Origin of the sequence: Paenibacillus sp. 1-18, from assembly GCF_000520755.1 — a bacterium.
GTDB lineage: Bacteria > Bacillota > Bacilli > Paenibacillales > Paenibacillaceae > Paenibacillus > Paenibacillus brasilensis.
In genome coordinates this window covers 1-17371 of the sequence record NZ_ASSB01000136.1, presented here as the reverse complement: position 1 = coordinate 17371, position 17371 = coordinate 1, and the positions used below count along the sequence as shown (strand labels likewise).

General features: G+C 44.7%; 14 protein-coding genes and 3 pseudogenes. 4 read left to right on the top strand and 13 right to left on the bottom strand.

Going from position 1 to position 17371, the window contains the following annotated elements; translation table 11 throughout:
- Position 1: 1 nt before the first annotated feature.
- The 3 genes from L693_RS0108975 to L693_RS0108965 all read right to left on the bottom strand — a co-directional run bounded on the left by L693_RS0108975 (position 2) and on the right by L693_RS0108965 (position 2828).
- The gene (locus L693_RS0108975; protein ID WP_025716975.1) at positions 2–712 is read right to left on the bottom strand and encodes a 5'-methylthioadenosine/adenosylhomocysteine nucleosidase; all 711 of its coding nucleotides are present in this window, start codon (positions 710–712) and stop codon (positions 2–4) included.
- Between the two features lie 48 nt (positions 713–760).
- On the bottom strand, positions 761–1918 hold the full coding sequence (locus tag L693_RS0108970) for an aminotransferase class I/II-fold pyridoxal phosphate-dependent enzyme (protein WP_025716974.1): 1158 nt from the start codon (positions 1916–1918) through the stop codon (positions 761–763).
- Positions 1919–1988: 70 nt separating this feature from the next.
- Positions 1989–2828 carry a MetQ/NlpA family ABC transporter substrate-binding protein gene (locus L693_RS0108965; RefSeq protein ID WP_025716973.1) on the bottom strand — a complete coding sequence of 280 codons (840 nt, stop codon included), beginning with the start codon at positions 2826–2828 and terminating at the stop codon, positions 1989–1991.
- Between the two features lie 291 nt (positions 2829–3119).
- Between L693_RS0108965 and L693_RS0108960 the strand changes: the two are divergent.
- Positions 3120–3527: pseudogene (locus tag L693_RS0108960) on the top strand (YdhK family protein); the annotation flags it as partial.
- Between the two features lie 85 nt (positions 3528–3612).
- Here the strand turns inward: L693_RS0108960 and L693_RS0108955 are convergent.
- From L693_RS0108955 to L693_RS0108940, 4 genes are all read right to left on the bottom strand, one after another.
- Positions 3613–5733 (bottom strand): stalk domain-containing protein, encoded by a 2121-nt coding sequence (locus L693_RS0108955; protein ID WP_025716971.1) that lies wholly within the window; start codon positions 5731–5733, stop codon positions 3613–3615.
- A 185-nt stretch (positions 5734–5918) separates the two neighbouring features.
- Positions 5919–6428, bottom strand: a complete 510-nt coding sequence (locus L693_RS0108950; protein ID WP_025716970.1) for a methylated-DNA--[protein]-cysteine S-methyltransferase — start codon at positions 6426–6428, stop codon at positions 5919–5921.
- A gap of 23 nt (positions 6429–6451) precedes the next feature.
- Positions 6452–7012: a bifunctional transcriptional activator/DNA repair enzyme AdaA gene (locus tag L693_RS0108945; protein WP_025716969.1), complete on the bottom strand. Its 561-nt coding sequence runs from the start codon at positions 7010–7012 to the stop codon at positions 6452–6454.
- Positions 7013–7058: 46 nt separating this feature from the next.
- Positions 7059–7826: an isocitrate lyase/PEP mutase family protein gene (locus L693_RS0108940; RefSeq protein WP_025716968.1), complete on the bottom strand. Its 768-nt coding sequence runs from the start codon at positions 7824–7826 to the stop codon at positions 7059–7061.
- 482 nt (positions 7827–8308) lie between these two features.
- Here L693_RS0108940 and L693_RS0108935 point away from each other — a divergent pair, with 482 nt between their 5' ends.
- Complete coding sequence (locus L693_RS0108935) at positions 8309–9337, top strand: chitosanase (protein WP_025716967.1); 1029 nt, start codon at positions 8309–8311, stop codon at positions 9335–9337.
- 425 nt (positions 9338–9762) lie between these two features.
- Here the strand turns inward: L693_RS0108935 and L693_RS31225 are convergent.
- The 4 genes and pseudogenes from L693_RS31225 to L693_RS0108915 all read right to left on the bottom strand — a co-directional run bounded on the left by L693_RS31225 (position 9763) and on the right by L693_RS0108915 (position 13126).
- Positions 9763–10035, bottom strand: a pseudogene (locus L693_RS31225) (hypothetical protein).
- Positions 10036–10540: 505 nt separating this feature from the next.
- The gene (locus L693_RS0108925; RefSeq protein WP_025716965.1) at positions 10541–11713 is read right to left on the bottom strand and encodes an MFS transporter; all 1173 of its coding nucleotides are present in this window, start codon (positions 11711–11713) and stop codon (positions 10541–10543) included.
- 69 nt (positions 11714–11782) lie between these two features.
- A complete protein-coding gene (locus tag L693_RS0108920) occupies positions 11783–12061 on the bottom strand; it encodes an ArsR/SmtB family transcription factor (protein ID WP_025716964.1) in 279 nt (92 codons plus the stop codon).
- Positions 12062–12388: 327 nt separating this feature from the next.
- Entirely contained in the window at positions 12389–13126 is a 738-nt protein-coding gene (locus tag L693_RS0108915) for an SDR family oxidoreductase (protein WP_025716963.1), read from the bottom strand.
- Positions 13127–13174: 48 nt separating this feature from the next.
- Between L693_RS0108915 and L693_RS0108910 the strand changes: the two are divergent.
- A pseudogene (locus tag L693_RS0108910) lies at positions 13175–13942 on the top strand (AraC family transcriptional regulator N-terminal domain-containing protein); the annotation flags it as partial.
- A 147-nt stretch (positions 13943–14089) separates the two neighbouring features.
- On the opposite strand, the gene L693_RS0108905 reads toward L693_RS0108910, so the two are convergent.
- Together L693_RS0108905 and L693_RS0108900 are read right to left on the bottom strand one after the other, a co-directional pair.
- Positions 14090–14740, bottom strand: a complete 651-nt coding sequence (locus L693_RS0108905) for a hypothetical protein (protein WP_025716962.1) — start codon at positions 14738–14740, stop codon at positions 14090–14092.
- Between the two features lie 128 nt (positions 14741–14868).
- Entirely contained in the window at positions 14869–15903 is a 1035-nt protein-coding gene (locus L693_RS0108900) for a LacI family DNA-binding transcriptional regulator (RefSeq protein ID WP_025716961.1), read from the bottom strand.
- Positions 15904–16244: 341 nt separating this feature from the next.
- On the opposite strand from L693_RS0108900, the gene L693_RS0108895 reads away from it, so the two are divergent.
- Positions 16245–17297, top strand: a complete 1053-nt coding sequence (locus L693_RS0108895; RefSeq protein WP_025716960.1) for a 2,3-butanediol dehydrogenase — start codon at positions 16245–16247, stop codon at positions 17295–17297.
- Positions 17298–17371: the final 74 nt, after the last annotated feature.

Sequence of the window (17371 nt, the reverse complement as noted above, 5' to 3'; positions counted from 1 at the left end):
ATCAAAGCTTGGCTCTATCGTATGCGGCTACAAGAGCCACAACCACTGCTGCCGAGTTGGTCGCAGCCAAGTCAAGATTGGAGTTAAATGAACCCGCCGCTTCTGCACCGGCAAGATCAGATAGAGAACGAACAGCCAGAAACGGGACACCAAACTGGTACGCTGTCTGGACGACCGCGGTCCCTTCCATATCTGTTACCCTGGCTTCAGGAAACTGGCTGCGAATAAAATGGGCGCGCTCAGCCTGATAGATAAAGGAGTCTGCCGTCGTAATCAATCCGGTGACGATCTGCCCTTCAATCTTGGTCTCCGCCAGCGCTGCTGTCGCAAAAGCAAGCAGCGCCGGCTCGACCGGATAACTTGCCGGCATCTGCGGCACCTGCCCATAGGCATAGCCGAACGCTGTTCCGTCCACATCGCTGTAAATCAGCTCGGTCGCCACTACGACATCGCCAACATGCAGCGCTGGATCAAGCCCGCCAGCAGACCCGGTATTAATAACAAGCTCCGGGCTAAATCGCTCAATCAGCAGCGCCGTAGTCAAGGCCGCGTTCGCTTTGCCAATTCCCGATTGCAGCAGAACAACTTCCTTGCCCTGAAGATGGCCTGTATAAAAAATCCCGTTCGCAATCCGGGTCACCTTTATCCCTTCGATTTGCGCTTTCAATCCTGCTATCTCCTCTTCCATGGCTCCGATAATCGCTATACTCAAAGTTCGTTTCTCGCTCCCTCCATGAATTTCTTCCATTCGCATTCCAGCTTATACTTTAAAAATACCCGTTGCTGCGATTCGCTGCACCGCCTCCAGCAGCCGTTCTTCGCTGTTCACCAGACTGACCCGCACATGGGAGGCTTCTGCACGACCAAAGCCTTCTCCCGGAGCCACTGCAACATGCGCCTCGTCCAATAAAAAGTCTGCAAAGGAAGCGGATGTATGACCCTCTGGCACCTTGAACCAGGCAAAAAAAGACCCCTGCGGAGGGGCTACATCCCAGCCAATACCTCGTAACGCTGCAATGAGAACATCACGCCGCCGCTCATATAACGCTGCCAGTTCCCGTACCGATTCCTGCGAGCCCAACAATGCCGCTGCTCCAAAAACGGTACTGTAGGCATGCGTATGATAATGCTTGAGCGCACCAATGACGGACGCATTTCCAACCGCAAAGCCGAAGCGCCAACCAGCCATGTTATATGTTTTGGAAGCCGTATACGTCTCGACACCATATTCCTTGCCGCCGGGGATTTGTAATAGACTAATCGGCTTGTGTCCGCCAAAGCCAAGAGCACCGTAAGCAAAATCATTCATAACCGGAAAATGGTGCTCAGCGGCATAATCCAACGTTTTCGTCAGAAAATCCGCAGTAGCCACTGCTCCAGTCGGATTGTTCGGGTAATTAATTATGAGCAACTTGACCTGCTCTGCGATTTCTTCCGGCACGGTTGTATAATCAGGCAAAAAGCCATCCTTCTCATCAAGCGGAATTGCATGAATATGGGCTCTTGCCAGCGCAGCAGCGGAGTAATACTGCGGGTATGCCGGATCGGTGGTCAACAACCAGTCACCGGGATTGAGCAGCGCCTGTGGAATACCCATTACACCTATGGCGGAGCCATTGAATACGGCCACTTCCCGGTCAGGATCAAGCTCCACCTGATACTCCCGTTTATAGAACGCGGCGACAGCTTCCAGTGTGCTTTTTTTCCCATGGAAAGGTGGGTAGCCCTGATTAACCGGTTGATCGACCGCTTCCTTTAAAGCACTGATGATATGCGCCGGTGTCGGCTGATCCGGGTTGCCAGCTGCCAAATTGATTACATCTATTCCTTTGCTTTTATACAGATTCACTTTATCATCCATTGCGCTAAAATAGTTATCAGGCAGACCCTTGACGAGATCAGAGGATGAAAAAATCACGTTCATCTCCACCTTTTATCCATAAGATACAGGCTGACAATGTCAGCCCGCGGAAGATCGTAATCCGATATTATTTGAAATAGCTTGGCAGCTTGTAGCCTTCATAATCGGGATTTGATTTGATGTACTTCTGGAAATCTTTCGAATGATACCCATCAATAATATCTTTGACGAATGGCTTGTCCTTGTTCTTGCTGTCTACAGCCACCACATTCGTAAACGGATCGGTCATATTTTCAAGCTTTAATGCCGAGGTCAGCTTTATACCATTCGATACAGCAAAGTTTCCCTGGATAGCCGCAAAATCAACATCCTCCAATGCACGTGGTCCCTGTGCCGGTTCGGTAGCAACAAATTCCAAATGATGCGGATTAGAGGTAATGTCGTTCACCGAGGTTTGCAGTGGATCAATATTTTCCTTTAATGTGATCCAGCCTATTTCCTTTAAAATATTCAGCGCACGCAGCATATTGACTGGCTCGTTGGGCAGGTTAATTTGGGCCCCGTCGCTAACTTCGTCAAGGCTGGTATGCTTGCTGGAGTACAATCCCATTGGAGGAGTCGGGACCTGTACAGCACCAATCAAATGAATATTCTCCCGTTTATTCATAGACTCCAGATAGAGCGAATGCTGGAATACATTCGCATCAATATCGCCGTTAGCCACGGCTACATTGGGCTGAACACCGTCAGTAAACTCTTTATATGTAATCTTATAGCCCTTCTTCTCCAAATATGGAGCCACACCCTTCTTAAACTGATCGCTATATGGACCCGGATTAAAGCTGATATGCAGTGTTTTCTGTTCTTCACCTGCAGCGCTGCCCGGCGTATTCTTGCTGCCACAACCAGAGATAAAAAGTATGACTGCTCCCAGTAATAGTATGAATGGAATCCATTTTTTCTTCATTTTGATGTCTCCCCCTGATATCATCTGCTTTTTGTGGGCTAGAATGTTGTAGTCCATTCGAATACCAAGTAATTTGATGCGTTTTATAAATATTACAACAATTTTTTATTTACTGTCAACAATATTTAATCACGCATCTTCTGCATACCAAAAAGGGCCGCATTAGGCGGTCCCTTTCTCACCTGTCTGTTTTTATACATTTATTTCTATCAGGGGATTGATTTCATCAAATGTCAGCGTAAATAATTCAGGCATGGCACTTCACAATTTTGTCATATACCTCCGTTTCAACCTGCCGGACTAAAAGAAGCTGAAAACCCAGCCTTTAAAGTTGGCAGCCAAGCGATCATCCGAGCTGACCATATGGCAGGCATGAACGGCGCTACCGCCACAATTGTGGGTGCTTATACGACTACTGCTTATACGGTTTCATACACTCCAACCACTGGAGGGGAAAAAGTGACTAATCATAAGTGGGTTATTCATGAAGAGATTAAAGATGCGGGCAGCAAGCCCTATGCACCGGGCACAGAGGTTATCTTGGCGGCAGATCATATGAAGGGGATGGATGGGGCCAAGGGCACCATTGATTCCGCTGAGCCAACGACCGTTTATATGGTAGATTATACGCCGACTACAGGGGGAGAGCCTGTCAAAAATCATAAATGGGTGACTGAGAGTGAGCTTTCAACCCATTAGAACTCTTACATCACTGGTTGTTTATGTAGAAAAAGGGAGCCTGACATCGGCTCCCTCTATACGGCTTTATTTTGGTTTGGACAAACTACTTTGCTAAATTCAGCTTGGCATCCTTGATATCATACAAGGTTCCTTTGTTGCTATCTACGAGCTTTTTCATTTGCTTGTTGGCCGTTCCATTTGCAGGCACGATCGCATTAAAAATAACAGCATTTTTCTGTAATTGCTCGTTCATTTCATCCACTGAGAAGCGGGCTTTGTCCGGGGCTGTATTTTTATCATGAACCGGTGCATCTGTAATGAATATGATCGTTTTGGAATTTGAATTTTTGGGAAATTTGCTAATAGCAAGCTGGATGGCCTCCAATCCCGATTCCTTCAAATCCCCACCAGCGGAAGGACGCAGCATATTCAAATTACCTTTTAACTTGTTTTTATCTGCCGTAAACTCGAAAAACTCTAAATCCTTATCTGCCTTTAAATTGATATCCCGAAAGGCAACGATAGCAAATTGAGAACCTGCTGGAACGGAATCAACGAAGCCTTTAACCTTCTGTCTCACATAATCCAGCGTTCCTGTCATACTACTCGTCACATCTATAACAAACACAATATCCGTAGATTTAGTGAGGGTAGTGGAAATCTTTTTCAGAATCGTCGGATTGGATTGTGGTTCAGGCTTATCCTCGTTTTCCTCCATTAATTGTTCACTTTCGCTTGTCGTCAAAACCTGCGGCGGGGCAAGAAAAATCACAACGCTCTGTGCTGCAATATTCCACTTTACCTTCGCTCCCAGCGCCTCACTTACAAAGCGAATCGGAACCATCACTTTGCCGTTAATGAGTCTCGGCGCGGCATTGAGTCGCACCAATTTACCATTGATATAGGCATCTCTGGAGCCCACGGTTAACTTGATCGTCGTATTTCCTTTAGTTGCGGTAACGGTCTTGGTAGCTCCATCCCATTTCACCTTCGCGCCAAGCGCCTCAAAAACAGCACGAAACGGCACCAGCATACTTCCGCTAATAGAGGTCGCAGGCTGCTCATATTGTTGCAGCCTTCCATCAATAAACACCACAACCTGCCCAGCTTTGTTGTTGTTTATGGGAACAAATTGCGGAACAGATGCTGCCGAATTTCCCGACTGATCCATCATTTTAATATAAAAGTAGTATCCACCCGTAGACAAGTCCAAGTTACTCAGAGAGTAGTTAAAGGTTGTCTCCGGATTGAACTGAATCCGTTTAACCAATTGCGCATCCGAGTTTTTGACCATAACGTATGAAGTGTATGTCGGTTGAATATTTTTCATCTTCAAACGAACCACAAATGACGTACCTGATGGGTTGATCGTAAATGTACCCGGAAATTGTTCTCCAGATGGGATAGACAAAGGAATCTCTGGGGATTCATCAGCCGCTTGTTCTTCTTTAGATTCCATGACCGGCTGCGTTCCTTGAGGCTCAACGGTAGGTTGAGGAACCTCAGGTTCACGGACGATAGGAGTTTCCTTCGTCTTGGTCTCCACTTCAGGCTGTGTTACTTTCGGCTCCTCAGTGGATGGAGTTACTGTAGTTTCGTCGACTGACTGCATGCTGCTATTATCTAATTTACTATAATAGAAGTATATTTTCGCCCCGTCATGAGGCGCTTCGAGCTTGTTATTAAGTGTTACCGTTTTATTGATATAGTCAACTGTAAAGTATGAAGTTGGAATCGCTATATCATCAATAAAAAGATCGACTTTGGAACCCTTTTTAATGAGGTTTTGGGTTGGTATTTCAAAAATACGGCTTTTACCATCTCCTTCGGAAAGGGCCACGCACAACTTTTCACCCACAGACCATTCCATGGCTGGAGCTATGGGAAACTCCATATGATTTTCGGACCCTAAACTAGGTGCTGGTCGTGAATCCGCAATCGTAATTGTTGAATTTGTATAATCGACTGTGAAGTCACTTGAAGGAATTTCAGTATAGTTTGTATACAGCCGAATTGGCGTATCAGGCTTAAGTGTATTCTGGAGATTGAATTTAAACACTCTGTTTACTCCATTGCCATCATCAAGTATAAGTTTAAGTTGGTCCCTCTCTCTTAACACAACTGAGTTTGAAGTCGCAGCGTGAACACTTTCCGTCCCCACAATTAGCCAACTCGTGAGTATCATTGAAAACATAAGCAGGAACACAGTCTTCTTGAACTTCATTTTTATTCCCCTTTTTGAATCTTCTTTTCGGTAAATCATAGCACAGGGTTTAATAAAGTTCATGTAAACTAATGGCAATTTGGGATATGGAAGGTCACTTTTTCATATTCAATATTCATATGTAACTCCTACTCCGTCGGTCTTTCGTCGCCGAGGCTGGAACTTTTCGGTCTATCCAGTCCTCCTCAAGATCTCTGTAAAAAGCTCCTCAAGCTCTCTGAAAAACGCTTCTCATGCTGGAGTAACCATTCTTTTCTCCATAGCCCCCCTGCGTAGCCGGTTAGTTTCTGATTTGAACCAATAATTCGGTGACAGGGAATAACAATACTGAGTTTATTTTTTCCATTTGCACTGCCTACGGCCCTAATCGCTTTTTCGTTTCCAATAGCAAGGGCAATGTCCTTATATGCCGCCGTTTCGCCATATTCTACTTTCACCAGCGCATTCCATACCCTTTGCTGAAAGTCTGTACCTTCAAAAGCATAGGGAAGCGTAAACTCATAGCGCTCACCTTTAAAATACTCATCAAGCTGACTAGCACATTTCTCTAAAACCCGGGGAGGAGCCTCTTCCATAGTCTTGGTTAAGGGTACATCCTGATCAGAGAACATGATGGAATGGACTGCTTCACTCGTACCCCATATCTCGATCTCCCCAATCGGTGATACATAATTCAACATATATAGCTTGCTCATAAAAGGATAACACCCTCCTTGAACTACTCCTTATTCAGCTTCCTGTACTCACTAGGAGAACATTGGGTCAAGCTGCGAAATGCCTTATAGAAATTTGAAGAGCTTTGGAAGCCTGTTTCATAACAAATCTCAAGATTCGTAAGCTCTGTACTTTTAAGCAGATAGGCTGCCTTATCCACTCTGATTTTTTCCAAATACGTGCGGGGCGTTTCTGAGGTTTCCTGCTTAAAAATGCGCTCCAAATAAAAAGGGCTTACTCCGACATGGTTCGCAATATCCTGCAATACCAGTCTTTCTCTATAATGATGAACCAAGAAGGCGACCACATTTTGGACCAGTCTGATAGAGGGTGAAACATCTGTTTCAGGCTGGCATCTTTTGCAGGCACGAAACCCTGCTTTCTCCACTGCCTGTATTTCATCATAAAACTCAACATTTATTTTTTTCGGCTTTTTGGAGCGACAGGAAGGACGACAGTAAATTCGGGTTGTTTTCACAGCCGTAAAAAACAACCCGTCATATTTACGATCACACGCTATAATTTTCTCCCACATTTCTTCAAAAGAAAGCTTGATGTTAGCCATGATATCGAATGACCTGTCCTTTCTATCGTTCATCCTTAGTTTATCCTCATGAATATAAATGCGAAGTATCTTGAAGGTTGATCAATTGTTCAGCGTTCCTTTGCAAAGCAACTATTATATTATCAGAAAATGCATTACCAAAGCTAAACCGTTTAACTCCCAGCTCCTGAAGCTTACGGACATTTGTCAGACCTGGCAAGGATAAAACATTAAGCGGTGCTTTTACATGCAGCACAACTTCCCTAATCTCATCATCGACCTTCAACCCCGGAACAAAAATACCACTCGCACCGCTCTCCACATACGCTTTGGCCCGTTTAATGGTTTCCGCAAGTGGAGCATCTTTCTGCAAATATGTATCCGTTCTTGCGTTTATAAAAAACTCTCTATACCCATGCGCATCCAGTGCTGCTCTTATGTTGGACAGCAGCTTACTGTGCAATTCCACTTCTCGAAGTCCCTTTTTCGTTTTCAAAGAATCCTCAATATTAATCCCTGCAACTCCTACATCAGCTACCCTTAAAACATGCTCAACAATCGTCGCCGTATCTTCCCCGTACCCTGCTTCAATATCTGCCGATACTGGAATCTGAACATGATCTGCAATCGTTCGAATGATGCTTACATGCTGGTCAAAATCAATAAGCTCACCATCTGCAAAGCCAAGCGTATTGGCAATCCCCCAGCTCGTTGTTCCTATCGCCTTAAAGCCTGCCCTCTCCAGAGCGACGGCAGATAACAGGTCCCAGGCGTTTCCTAAAAATAATAGCTCCTCGGATGTATGCAATGCATTAAATTGCTGTATTCTGTTCATGTTATAGCCTCCTGATATGTGATGTATCTCATTTTAACAAGAGGCTGTTTGGGTTTCGTCCTCATTCTTGCGCTTATGGTCTGTGGAAATCGTTCATAAACACGATCAGCTAGGTCTATTTACTCACATATAGATCATAAAATTTGAAAAAAATGGTTATTCAAGCTCTATTCAGTCATATGATTCTTATCTATACTTTTGCTAAATCCATTCGAGTTAGAAGCAAATCTAAGCTAAGGGTTTAAAGTATGTTCCGTGTTGCTGCTGACACAAAATCATTATTTCTATAGGCAACATTTCTTTTAGCCTAACAGTATAAGCGCTTAAACTATGTGCTTATGAAAGGAGGAACTCTATCACATAAAACATTCTATTTACCTCATATTTTATGTATAACGAGAGTTAACACGCTTATGTTATTTTTCATAATAGGAACAATCCATAAATGATTTTGGTAATTACATTGATCTAGGAGGAATTATATGTATAAGACAAGTGATAAACTCGTTTCAAATAAAACAAAGTTCTTTATGATCTTGCTAAGCTTTACTGTAATCGCTTCATTCTCAAGCTTGTCCGGCCCTTCACCTGCCAAGGCTTTTGCTGAAGAGAACGGAACTACAGTACAGGAAACGGTTGATTTAAATGAGGGTGACAATTCAAATGAAGCAAGTACAGAGTCATTATCCCTTACTAATGAAGAAGCTACTAGCCAGGCAGCGGTTACAGCTACTGATCATGATGCTAATTTCTCACCTTCAACACTTCAGTTTCTAAAGGCTAATACAGGACTCGACGGTGAGCAATGGGATAATATTATGAAGCTAGTGAACAAACCAGAGCAAGATTCTTTGAAATGGACTGAATTCTATGGCTATGCTGAAGATATAGGCGATAATCGCGGATACACAATTGGTATCTTTGGCGCAACGACAGGCGGTTCAAATGATACGGGACCTGATGGTCCGGACTTATTCAAAGCTTTTGATGCTGCTAGTGGAGCTAGCAGCCCTTCCATTGCAGGTGGATTAACACGTGCTGGTCTGAAGGGGAAAATGAGTGGTTCGATTCTAAAACTCAGCGATAGCGATAGTGTAATCAAGAAGAAGATCAAGGCTCTCCAAAACAATGAGGCTTGGAGAGAAGCCATGTGGCGTACGTTCTATGATACCTATATCAAATATAGTGTACAGCAAGCACAGAAACGCGGATTTAATACCGCTCTGACGATTGGATCATTTGTCGACACAGCACTCAACCAAGGCGCTACTGGTGATTCAGGTAGTCTTGAAGGAATCCTCTCACGTTCAGGCAGTAGTACGAATGAGAAGACATTCATGACTAACTTCTATGCTAAGCGTACATTGATTGTCGATACCAACGATTATAACCAGCCTCCTAATGGTAAGAATCGTGTGAAACAATGGAGTTCTCTCTTAGCTTCTGGGGAAACAGATCTTAAGAACGCAGATGCAGCCGTCATTAAAGTAACTAATTGGGAAATGAAGTAAATCACAATATACGTAATAAGGAGGGCATCCGTCTGCCCTCCTTTATCTATTTTCATGAAAATTTAGTTGGTAATGACTGCTGGCTTCGGTACATCTTCAAAATAAGGTGACTCGGAAGGAACAACAACAGTAACGAAAAGAATTCCAGCGAGAATTACTGAAACTGCCGAGAACGCCAGACATACAAATTGTAATGAAAACAGCTCTGCTAAGTAGCAACGTCAATCCAATTCTCCCATACAGTTCCTCTGATCATTCGAGTATGTAGGTCGCGTGAACAAACAGAGAAACTGCCCCGGAAGCCCGAAACTTGCAAGCTCCTGAGACATTCTTGTAAAATGTTTATTAAGTCGAAATGGAGGCAGTTAGATTAGTTGATAACCAGATGGAAGTCTGCCAGTACTGCGGATATTACGGATTTGCTGCTACGTCAAACGTTGGTTGGTTGAAATAATAGATGTTCTACATCATTCCCACGAATCAGATCATCCAGGTCGGCGATGCGGCGATTGCCTCTATACACACGGAAATACCTCTAAACCGCGTGTTAGCAAAGAGTACAAGTGTAGCATCGCTGCTTGTAGAAAAGAAACGCAGACTATCAATGCCGTCGAGAATGTTATCGGTATTGCGAATACCCAGGTTTCCTCTGAATACCCTGCTGGAACCCCGAAATTTCCCTCGTCGTAAACTGTCAGACGTGGATACGTTTGAGAGGCGCAGGCCTTACAGCACCTAACTCAAAATAGTTGTTTGATTGAATAGAAGCGGGATAAACTTGAAAAAGGAACGTATGTTCTGTATAATCTAGCTTAGCAACTTGCGAAATCCTGAACTAACGGAGATGCGGACATGGACCATAAATTTATTGAGGAACTACGCGAAATCAGCAGAAATGACAAGCGTAGACCCGAATTTCTAATCAAGGGCATGAAAGAAACACTTCAGGAAAGAAAAGAAAAAAACTTTATTGAGAGATGGATTTGGCGACAAAAGAATAAGAAGCGTATCGCGCGGAGATTTAAGTCCTGATAGATCTAACAACGGGACTTCTCAATAGCGGGAGGAGACAAAGTCATGATTGAGCAGCTAATCCCTATGTTGTATGCATATTTAAGAAGATATGCTGTGAATTCAATCAAAAGAGGACCCGTAAAACCATCTTTGTGGTCGGGCCCCCTCTTCTAAGCTTTCTATAAAGCTTTATTCCGTAACACCCAATTCCGCTTGAACTGAGGATCGTCGTGAAAGTAAATACACAGCTACAATGGCGATAGCGACACCGGCTGCTCCAAACCAAGTGATGGAAACCAGCGATATCTGACCTATAACAACGCCACCAATCCCAGCTCCGGCCGCCATTGCAAGCTGCATCGTAGACTGGTTGAGACTCAGCATTACACCGGAAGACTCAGGCACAAGAGTGACCAGATTATATTGTTGAGTAGGTCCAGTCGTCCAGGCTGCGAACGACCACAGAATCAGTAAAGCAAACACTGCGCTTAGAGAGTGTGCGGCAAAAGGAAGTAAAAGTAAGGAAATTACGTGCAGCATCATGCCTCCAAATAATGTAAAAGAAACTCCCTTCCTATCTGCGCTGTACCCACCGATTTTTGACCCGATCAGACTGGCGATCCCGAAGGCAAGTAATACTGAACTTAGCATATCCTCCCCTACACCCGATACATTCAGCAAATAGGGTGAAATGTAAGTATACACAAGTGAATAACCGCCTAGCCAAAAAAAGGTGATGGCCAATCCCAAAGCGACCTCAGGCTTTTTCAGAAGAGCAAATTGCTGTAGCAAAGGAACAGGCTGATCTCCTTTTAAGCGTGGAATCGTCATGGCAATAACAATCAGGGCCACAATCCCTGTCAAAGCGATGCCAAGAAATACCGTTTTCCAGCCATATGCAGAGGATATCATTCTTCCAACCGGAATTCCAATAATCAGCGAGGCCGTAAAACCCATAGTGACTGTAGCAATAGAACTAGCCTGCTTGCCGGCTGGAGCGATTTTCGCTGCGATACTTAGGGCCGTAACCACGACCATTCCCGCTCCAAGTGCCATAAGAATACGCGCGGCAATAAACATCCCAAAACCCGGCAAAACAAAGGACAGGACATTGGCAACTGCAAATAATCCGAGTGAGTACAGGAGCAGCTTGCGTCTGTCCCATTTAGCGGTTATTGCCATCAGGATCGGCGTGCCAATCGCATAGGCCAGAGAAAAAACGGTAATCAACTGACCTGCAGCAGACACAGTAATTCCCATCGTTATCGCAATCTGATCCAAAATTCCCGAGATAATATATTCGGATGTACCTACCAAAAAACTGACAATTGCCAAGATATATACTTTCCACGTGCTCTGCATTTCCAGGTAACGCCTCTTTTCTTTATTGTTTTTATATTTTTACAAATATCGAAATTAAGACTAAAAAAATTATTTGATCAAGAACGGGGCATATTTCTCTGCTGCTTCAACATTCAAGCTGTAATAAATAAAAGTGCCCTCCTTCCGAAATGTCAGCAGCCCGGATTCTGCCATTTGCTTCAAGTGATGCGATAAAGTCGAAATAGCAACACTGTTCAGCTTTTCGCCAAGCGTAGAGCAGCATTGGTCACTTTCCTTTTTTAGCAAAAGTGCTATCTTAAGACGAGTCGGTTCTCCAAGTGCTTTATATATTTTCACAGCTTGCTGCATCTCATTAGTATCTTTCACCCTGTTCAATCCCCTTCTGCTTTGAGGCTTAATTTCGATGTTTGTCGAAATAAAATTATCATAAACATCTACAAAAGTAAACCACTTATTTTAAGGCCACAGCAAATTTCCGATCATCTCATAACAAAATAATCCCCCACCCACAAGGGATGGAGGAAATAACGGTCTAAATTCAATCAATCCACGTGCCAACATTATCACAGAATATTCTAGCTCGCTAAACTTGTTTCAATGTATTTGTAGTGCTTCTCGTCATCAAGTAGCTTTGGATCGCGGGACTTGGCGCCATGTTACATGCACACCAGATAATAACCATTGGACATGGCGCTAATTCGGGCTTGCTGTGGGTCTAACAACAATTTCGTTCACATCTACATCTGCAGGCTGCTCCATGGCATACAGAATGGAACGAGCAATGGCATCCGGGGAAATCGAAATACGACGATACTCTTTCATTCCCTGCTGTGCCTCTTCATCTGAAATGCTATCAGCAAGCTCGGATTCGGTTACTCCCGGTGATACCATCGTCACACGAATATCTCCGCCAACCTCCATACGCAATCCTTCAGAAATCGCCCGAACCGCATACTTCGTAGCGCAATATACAGCTGCCGTTGGGGTTACGCTATACGCTCCAATGGAGGCGATATTGATAAACTGACCAAATCCTTGCTTTTTCATGATAGGAAGCCCTGTCGCGATCCCATGCAAAACACCCCGTATATTTACATCAATCATGTGATCCCATTCCTCTACCTTCAGAGCTTCTAATTTTGAAAGAGGCATCACTCCCGCATTGTTCAAAATGACATCCACACGTCCAAATGTTTTTTCCGCGAACTTAATGAACGCTTCCATCTGCTCCCTCTGAGTCACATCCAGTTGCTGATACTCTGCCGATCCACCTTTTGAACGAATCTCAGAGGTAAGAGCTTCCAATCGTTCTGTGCGTCTGGCCCCCAATACCACATGCGCCCCATGGTGAGCAAGTAAGCGGGCAGCAGCTTCACCGATCCCACTGCTTGCCCCCGTAATTGCTACGACTTTCCCTTTAATATTCAACATGCTTATCCTCCTTTAGTTTAAAAACTCACTGAAAATTCATACGGATTTAAACCCGCCTTATGTATTGTGGCACAGGGCAGAAAAGTCGTAATGCTCGCAGAGGAAAGCTACTATTATGGCACATCCGACTACCTTGTGGTTTCGGTGGATTTGCCGATTTCCGGGCAGGTCATACAAGCTTCAGCAGAAGCTCCTTATTTGTGCCTCCGGCTCAATTTTGATCCTCATCAGGTTTTGGACCTGATCAAAGAATCTGCTTTATCCATAAGTTCAATTCCTGATTCCAGACGAGGCTTGTATGTAAACCAAACCAACCCTCTGCTGCTGGATGCCGTGGTAAGGCTAGTGCGGCTTCTGGACAAACCGCAGGATGTTCCGGTGCTTGCCCCATTAGTCATTCGTGAGATACTGTATAGGATTTTACAGGGAAACCAGGGGGAATCCTTAAAACAACTGGTCATGACCGGCAGCCAATCCCACCGGATCGCAGAAGTTATCCAACGGATTAAGCAGGATTATGATAAGCCATTGCGCATTGAGGAGTTATCCAAACTAGCTAGTATGAGCTCTTCGTCGCTACATCGTCATTTTAAAGAGATTACGGCTATGAGCCCATTGCAATTTCAAAAGCAATTACGCTTGCAAGAAGCCCGTCGCCTGTTGTTATCGGAATCAGCGGATGCGGCAGATGTCGGCTTTCAGGTAGGCTACGAGAGTCCCTCGCAATTTAGCCGTGAATATGCCCGATTGTTCGGCCTGCCTCCCATTCGTGATATTAAGCGCTTGCGCATGGATCAGGATCACCCCACAAGTTGAAAAATGATGAGCGAATCCTTGTCTAGCTAAAGATTTTTGGTGATAACAGAAGGTTAAAAATACAGTAAAAAGCCGCCCCTCTTGTAGAGAAGCAGCTGTTATGGGAATTGCCTTTGGAATTGGGTGGCTTCAACTATGCGATAAGGGCTAGTACGGATCATCCAGCTTTACAAGTAAAGCCCGAATGACTTCCTTTTCCGCCGCAGTAAGCTGTTGTCCCGCCCGCCATTGTTGAATCTCTTTCTTAACTTCCTTTGGCTCTCTATAGCTAAGGGCATACCCAATTCTTGCTATGCATTGTACACGAGTGGATTTGTCCGTCTTTGCCAAAGCTCTGGTCATCGCAGTCTTATCCCTTGTGAATAATTCTCCCATAATGGCAGCATAGCTTTCGCTTAAAGCTCCATCCAATCCGTCAGAAGCCCGGATCACATTGGGAAAGCTTTCCGATGAAATAAAGACTCGCTGCTTATACAGATATTCGATGACCTCCAAGCTTTGCTTTCTGCTAACCTTGTTAAACGTGTCCCACTGGATACCTGCCAAATGGTCCGTAATGTGATGTACTTTTGCTTCGTCGCTGAGGGATGAATCATTATAAAAGGACAGCACAAGTTCCTCTTTCCTTTGCTGGGTATGCTCCGTATGGAATGCATTTTCCATTGGCTTCCCGGCACTTGTTCCAGACGACGACGCAGTGTCAGTATTCTGTCCCACTGGATTGGAAGTACACCCTACAGCTACCGCCAGCAATAGCGCAGTACAAGCTATAGAAACGAACACGCGACCTTTTGACATGAGCCCACTCTCCTGTCCGGGCAAGAAATGATAGTTACCATTATTCAAAACCCATCCATATCCTACTGCTCCTACGGCTATTCATCAAGCGTTATAATGATGAGAAGAGTCACCTTAAACTTCTAGGTTCAGTCAAGTCCCACCGTAGGCTTGCGAATCATGGATACGCTTGATTCCCTGACGATCAGGCGGGGCTCAAATTGCACGCGCTCATAATCCCCTGGTGTCTGTTCCTGAATCCGCTTGAGCAGCAGCTCCGTAGCCAATCGTGCCACCTCTTCCCCCATAATGGAAACAGAGCTGATCTGTGGCGTCGTTACCGTTGCCCACAAATTGTTATCAATGCCGACTATAGCAACCTCATCCGGCACTTTGACGCCCAGATCCTTAAAACGGTTGACAATGCCAATCGCCACCATATCGTTAACCGCATAAATAGCATCCGGCATATGCTTCAAGCTATGAAAATAATCGGCTGCACGCAGCCCTGTCTCAAAGGAGAAATCATCGCCAAAATAAACGAGTGAAGGGTCCACATGCTGGAGAGACTGCTCATAAGCAAAGTATCTTTCCTCGATTTTGTCCTTTGCAGCACCTGCGTAAGCGATTCTCGTTCTCCCGATTTTAAGCAAATGCTCCATCACAAGCCGTCCCTCTTGCCGGGCCAGACTGACGATATCCGCTTTGACATTTTCGCCCAGCTTCTTGCCATAATTAATAATGGATACAGGAACGCTGGCCTTGTTGATCAGATCCACCAGCATTTTGGGGTATGCAAGCGGCATTATAATAAGCCCGTCCACATGCAGCTTCTTAACCTCCCGAACCGTTTCAAGCTCCATTCTGGCATTGCCGGCGGTATTAATCTGCACAACACGGTAACCGTGCTGCTTCGCAGCCTGCTCCACGGACCAAGCAATCTCAGGAATGATCGCGTTACGAATATCCGGCACGGCCAGCGCGATTTGGCGTGTCTGACGTACCTTTAAACTCTGAGCTGAGGTATTAGGGGTAAAGCCCATCTCTTCAATCACTTGCAAAATGAATGCCTTTGTTTTTGGGCTGATGCCCTCGCTATCATTAATAGCCCTGGAGACAGTCGCAATACCGACTCCTGCCCGCTTGGCTACATCCTCTATGGTTACTTTCTTTTGCTCTGACACACCCAAAATCCTTTCACGCTCGGAATCGTTTTCTCTCTATGAACATAAACTCTCTAATATAGATATTATACCACAGAATGAGTCTCTAAAAATTGAATTCGTTTTCTTCTAGTCCCTGCTTGACCTGAATAATTCGTGAAATTTCTTTTGTACAAAGCAACGAGTCAAATATAGCGCTGTAGTCACAAGTGATTATATTCACAAAAAAATCAAGTGCTTTTTGTATGAATTTGGTTTGACAATGTGTAAAAATTGTGACATATTATTTTTCGGAAACGTTTCCTTATTCATTCACTTTTATAGAGGCAATGATCATATATTCATCAAGGAGATGACAAGACATGCAAGCATTGAGATGGCATGGAGTAAAAGATTTACGTTTGGAAAACATTGAGCAGCCCGCTGCTCTGGCAGGAAAAGTAAAAATTAAAGTAGAATGGTGCGGCATTTGCGGAAGTGATCTTCATGAATATGTAGCTGGACCGATCTTCATTCCCCAAGATGCTCAGCATCCATTGACTGGTGAAAAAGCTCCGATCGTCATGGGACATGAATTCTCTGGACAAGTGGTCGAAATCGGCGAAGGTGTAACCAAGATCCAGGTTGGCGACCGTGTAGTCGTAGAGCCGGTTTTTGCATGTGGAGAATGTGATGCATGTAAACAAGGCAAATATAACCTTTGCGATAAAATGGGCTTCCTCGGTTTGGCAGGCGGCGGCGGTGGATTTTCTGAATATGTCGCAGCTGACGAGCACATGGTTCACAAAATTCCAGAAAGCGTATCTTTCGAACAAGGAGCTTTGGTAGAGCCTTCGGCCGTTGCTTTGTATGCTGTTCGTCAAAGCCAGCTGAAAGTCGGCGACAAAGCCGTCGTATTTGGCGCTGGTCCTATCGGATTGCTGGTTATTGAAGCGTTGAAAGCTTCGGGTGCATCTGAAATATATGCAGTAGAGCTTTCCGAGGAGCGTAAAGCTAAAGCTGAAGAGCTGGGTGCTATCGTGCTTGATCCTAAGACCTATGATGTTGTGCAAGAACTGCACAAACGGACCAACGGCGGCGTAGATGTAGCCTATGAAGTCACTGGAGTACCGCCTGTGCTGACTCAAGCGATCGAATCTACCAAAATCAGCGGACAAATTATGGTCGTCAGCATTTTTGAAAAGGAAGCTCCGATCAAGCCTAACAATATCGTCATGAAGGAACGTAATCTGACTGGCATTATCGGCTACCGTGATGTATTCCCGGCTGTCATCAGCTTGATGGAAAAAGGATATTTCCCTGCTGACAAGCTGGTGACTAAACGTATTAAGCTCGAAGAAGTGATTGAGCAAGGCTTTGAAGGTCTCCTGAAAGAGAAAAATCAAGTTAAAATCCTGGTATCTCCGCAATCCTAATATAGAAGCAAATTCAGATGTCTGCCCTTATGCAGACATCTCAGGCTGTCGAGAAAGTCTCGACAGCCTATTTT